The following is a 3,586-nucleotide window of genomic DNA, read 5'->3' as shown; positions in this document are numbered from 1 at the left end:
GTTTACCTACTCCATGTATGAGCCACGGCATGACGGACTGGGTCACCCCAGCGGCGGCCGCGACGGAATTTTTGGCGCGATAGGCCACCGCCGCGGACAGGGCTTCGATGAGCCCGAGCGCGGCGGTTTCGGAATTGGGAATGAGCTGGCGCGCCGAGAACGCGTACAGCACGACGGAGGCCGTGGGCGCCAACGGCGACGTGGGCTTGTCGGTCAGCACCAGCACCGGCACGCCGGCCTGCTTGGCCGCGCCGGCCAACGTCACGGTGTCGGCCAGATAGCGCGGAAAGCCGATGGCGATCACCAGGTCTTTGCTGGTCATGCGCGACATCTGCCGCGCCGCGTGCGACACGCCGCCAGGACCGGCCAGCGATTCGACGGAATGCAGGTGCATGCACAGACCGCGCTGCAGGAGGCCCGCGAGAAACCCGCTGGCGCCAAAGCCGATGATGAAGACACGTTCGGCAGCCAGAATGGCGTCGACCGCCTTTTCACAGGCGTCCGAATCCAGGGCCTGCAGGTTGCGCTGCGCGTTGCGGATGTCTTCTTCGAGCGTCGCGGCGAAGATCTGGACGGCGCTGGCCGAGTGGGCCAGTTCGGTACGCAGCTTCTCGACCGGTTCCAGCGCGGCTTCAAAGCCACGCGCCAGCTCGGCACGGAATTGCGGGTAACCCGGCAGGTCCAGGGCGCGCGCGAACCGGTTGGCCGTCGCGACCGACACGCCCACCGCCGCGGCGAACTCGTCGATGGTCATGGTGGCGGCGCGGAACTGGTGCGCCAGCACGTACTCGGCCATCTTGTGCTGGGTCCGGCTCAGCGCGGGCTGGGCCCGGGCGATCCGATCAGCGATCGTAATGGCGGACTTGGTCATCGAACAGCGTGGTGGAATTCAGGCGGCGGGTTTGTGTAAATCTGTTTACACACAAATTTTAGTTAAGAAAATAGATTTTCATACTAAGGGTATACCCGTGAATAGATGTAACAGTCCGGATTGGAGAATCGGGGCCGGGTTGCGTTACGCTTGGCGCCCTCGGAGAATTGCCCTCCTTATCCCGCTATCTGGAATGACCCGCATGACGCCCGCCTGGACCTGCAAGCCCCACGCCGCCCTGACCCCCGCCGAGCTCTACGCCATCCTGCGTCTGCGCTCCGAGGTTTTTGTGGTGGAGCAGAACTGCGTGTTTCTGGACATGGACGGCAAGGATCTCAAGGGCCAGACCGAGCACCTGATGGCGTGGTACGACGGCGAACTGGTCGCCTATTGCCGCCTGCTGGAGCCCGCCCTGAACGACGGCCGCGCCATCATTGGCCGCGTGATCACCGCCCCCACCGCGCGCGGCACCGGGCTGGGGCATGAACTGATGCGCCGCGCCAAGCAGGAAGTGCAGCGGCTGTGGCCGGATCAGCCGGTCTATCTGGGCGCGCAGGCGCGGCTCAAGGGCTATTACGGTGGCCACGGCTTTGTGCCGGTGACTGAGGAATACATGGAAGACGGGATCCCGCATGTGGGGATGCTGTTGAATGAATCGACCTGAACCGCCGAAACACATTCGGCGGTCACCGAATCAGCCGCCGGGCTCAAAAAACCGCGCAAAGAAGCCCTGGCGGATTACCGTACGATCGATTTTTCCGCCCGCGGCGAAGTAAACGTCAGTTCGGCTAAACGGCTTCGTGATCTCCAGGGTGTCACCCTTCTCGCGCGGGGTCGAGATCAGCATCCACATATCCGACGCCGGGAACATCGCGGTTGGTGTCGAAACAGATTGCCCCGGTGTCAAAAGAAATCGGGTCGTGTCGTGATTGTCATTGAAGAAGACAAGGAGATCAGCCCGGGCGTCCTGCGCGTAGTGCAATGCGACCACGGGCCGGCAAAAGTACAGGAACAGCACCCAGATTATTGGCGCCGCACATAGAATGATTGCAGCCCATCTGACCGCAGCGGCCCTGCGCTCGATCGTGTATTGGGGGACCCCTTGCGTCACCGTCCCCCCGTGCGATTTCTTGTCAACGATTCGAACAACGGCGCGTCCTGCCATGCTGCGGGTCCTGACATTTTCGGGTGCGCTTGAGTCTACGAATCACTGACCGCCAATCAATAAGAAAAGCCGGAAACCACAGTCGTGAAATGGCCAGCCTTTGAGGGCGCGGGGCAATTGGCGAGGAGTCGCCTAGCCATGCAATAAGACCCCCGAAGGCTGGATCTTGTCCAACCTTTGGGGGTCAGTTCACGCAGGGTGATGCTGGTAGCAGCCTACTGCACCGCCGACACGTCCAGCTTCGCCGCGGTCTTGGACTTGATCTCATCCACCGTCACGCCGGGCGCCGTTTCCAGCAGCTTCAGGCCGTTTTCGGTGACTTCCATCACGCCCAGGTCGGTGATGATGAGATCAACGACGCCCACGCCGGTCAGCGGCAGGTTGCATTCGGGCAGCAGCTTGATGTCTTCCGAGCCGTCCTTCTTCTTGGCGACGTGTTCCATCAGCACGACCACGCGGCCGACGCCGGCCACCAGGTCCATTGCGCCGCCCATGCCCTTGACCATCTTGCCCGGGATCATCCAGTTGGCCAGATCGCCCTTTTCGGAGACCTGCATCGCGCCCAGGATCGCCAGGTTGATCTTGCCGCCGCGGATCATCGCGAACGAGTCGGCCGACGAGAAGATCGACGAGCCCGGCAGCGTCGTGACCGTCTGCTTGCCGGCGTTGATGAGGTCGGCGTCGACCTGATCGTCGGTGGGGAACGGGCCGATGCCCAGCAGGCCGTTTTCGGATTGCAGCCACACTTCTACGCCTGCGGGGACGTGGTTGGCGACCAGCGTGGGCAGGCCGATGCCCAGGTTCACATAAAAGCCGTCTTGCAGCTCGCGCGCGGCGCGTGCCGCCATTTCATCGCGGGACCATGCCATGTCGTCTTCTCCTTAGGCCGGGCGAGTGGTGCGTTGTTCGATGCGCTTTTCGGGCGTGGCGTTCACCACGATCCGTTGCACATAGATGCCGGGCAGATGGATCTGATCCGGGTCCAGGCTGCCGGTGTCGACGATCTGCTCGACTTCGACGACCGTGAACTTGCCCGCCATGGCGACGTTCGGATTGAAATTGCGCGCGGTCTTGCGGAACACCAGGTTGCCGCTGCGGTCGGCGATGTGCGCCTTGACCAGCGACACGTCCGGCACCAGCGAACGTTCCATCACGTACTGATGGCCGTCGAATTCACGGATTTCCTTGCCGTCGGCCACGATGGTGCCCACGCCGGTGCGGGTGAAGAACGCCGGAATGCCGGCGCCGCCGGCACGCAGCTTTTCGGCCAGCGTGCCCTGCGGCGTGAATTCAAGTTCGAGTTCGCCCGACAGGTACTGGCGTTCGAATTCCTTGTTCTCGCCGACGTACGACGCGATCATCTTGCGCACCTGGCGCGTGTTGAGCAGCTGGCCCAGGCCAAATCCGTCGACGCCCGCGTTGTTGCTGATGCAGGTGAGATCCTTGACGCCCGAATCGCGCAACGCGGCGATCAACGCCTCGGGAATACCGCACAGGCCGAAACCGCCCACGGCGATCATCTGACCGTCCTTGACGATGCCTGCCAGCGC

The 3,586-nt window shown here is 63.0% G+C and carries 5 protein-coding genes; 1 reads left to right on the top strand and 4 read right to left on the bottom strand.

Features of this window, described 5'->3' with window-relative positions; genetic code table 11:
* A partial coding sequence (locus RT697_RS26765; protein ID WP_313702653.1) for a MurR/RpiR family transcriptional regulator occupies positions 1 to 871 on the bottom strand: 871 nt, incomplete at its 3' end.
* 202 nt (positions 872 to 1,073) lie between these two features.
* Here RT697_RS26765 and RT697_RS26760 point away from each other — a divergent pair.
* The gene (locus RT697_RS26760; RefSeq protein WP_313702652.1) at positions 1,074 to 1,535 is read left to right on the top strand and encodes a GNAT family N-acetyltransferase; all 462 of its coding nucleotides are present in this window, start codon (positions 1,074 to 1,076) and stop codon (positions 1,533 to 1,535) included.
* A gap of 30 nt (positions 1,536 to 1,565) precedes the next feature.
* Here RT697_RS26760 and RT697_RS26755 read toward each other — a convergent pair whose 3' ends face one another.
* The 3 genes from RT697_RS26755 to RT697_RS26745 form a co-directional block, all read right to left on the bottom strand.
* Positions 1,566 to 2,036 (bottom strand): hypothetical protein, encoded by a 471-nt coding sequence (locus RT697_RS26755; RefSeq protein WP_313702651.1) that lies wholly within the window; start codon positions 2,034 to 2,036, stop codon positions 1,566 to 1,568.
* A 215-nt stretch (positions 2,037 to 2,251) separates the two neighbouring features.
* The gene (locus tag RT697_RS26750) at positions 2,252 to 2,905 is read right to left on the bottom strand and encodes a CoA transferase subunit B (protein ID WP_056567942.1); all 654 of its coding nucleotides are present in this window, start codon (positions 2,903 to 2,905) and stop codon (positions 2,252 to 2,254) included.
* A 12-nt stretch (positions 2,906 to 2,917) separates the two neighbouring features.
* On the bottom strand, positions 2,918 to 3,586 hold a 669-nt coding region (locus RT697_RS26745; RefSeq protein WP_313702650.1), incomplete at its 5' end, for a CoA transferase subunit A.

This window comes from Achromobacter sp., assembly GCF_032113835.1.
Taxonomy (GTDB): Bacteria; Pseudomonadota; Gammaproteobacteria; order Burkholderiales; family Burkholderiaceae_B; genus Achromobacter.
This window is presented reverse-complemented; position numbering and strand designations above follow the sequence as displayed.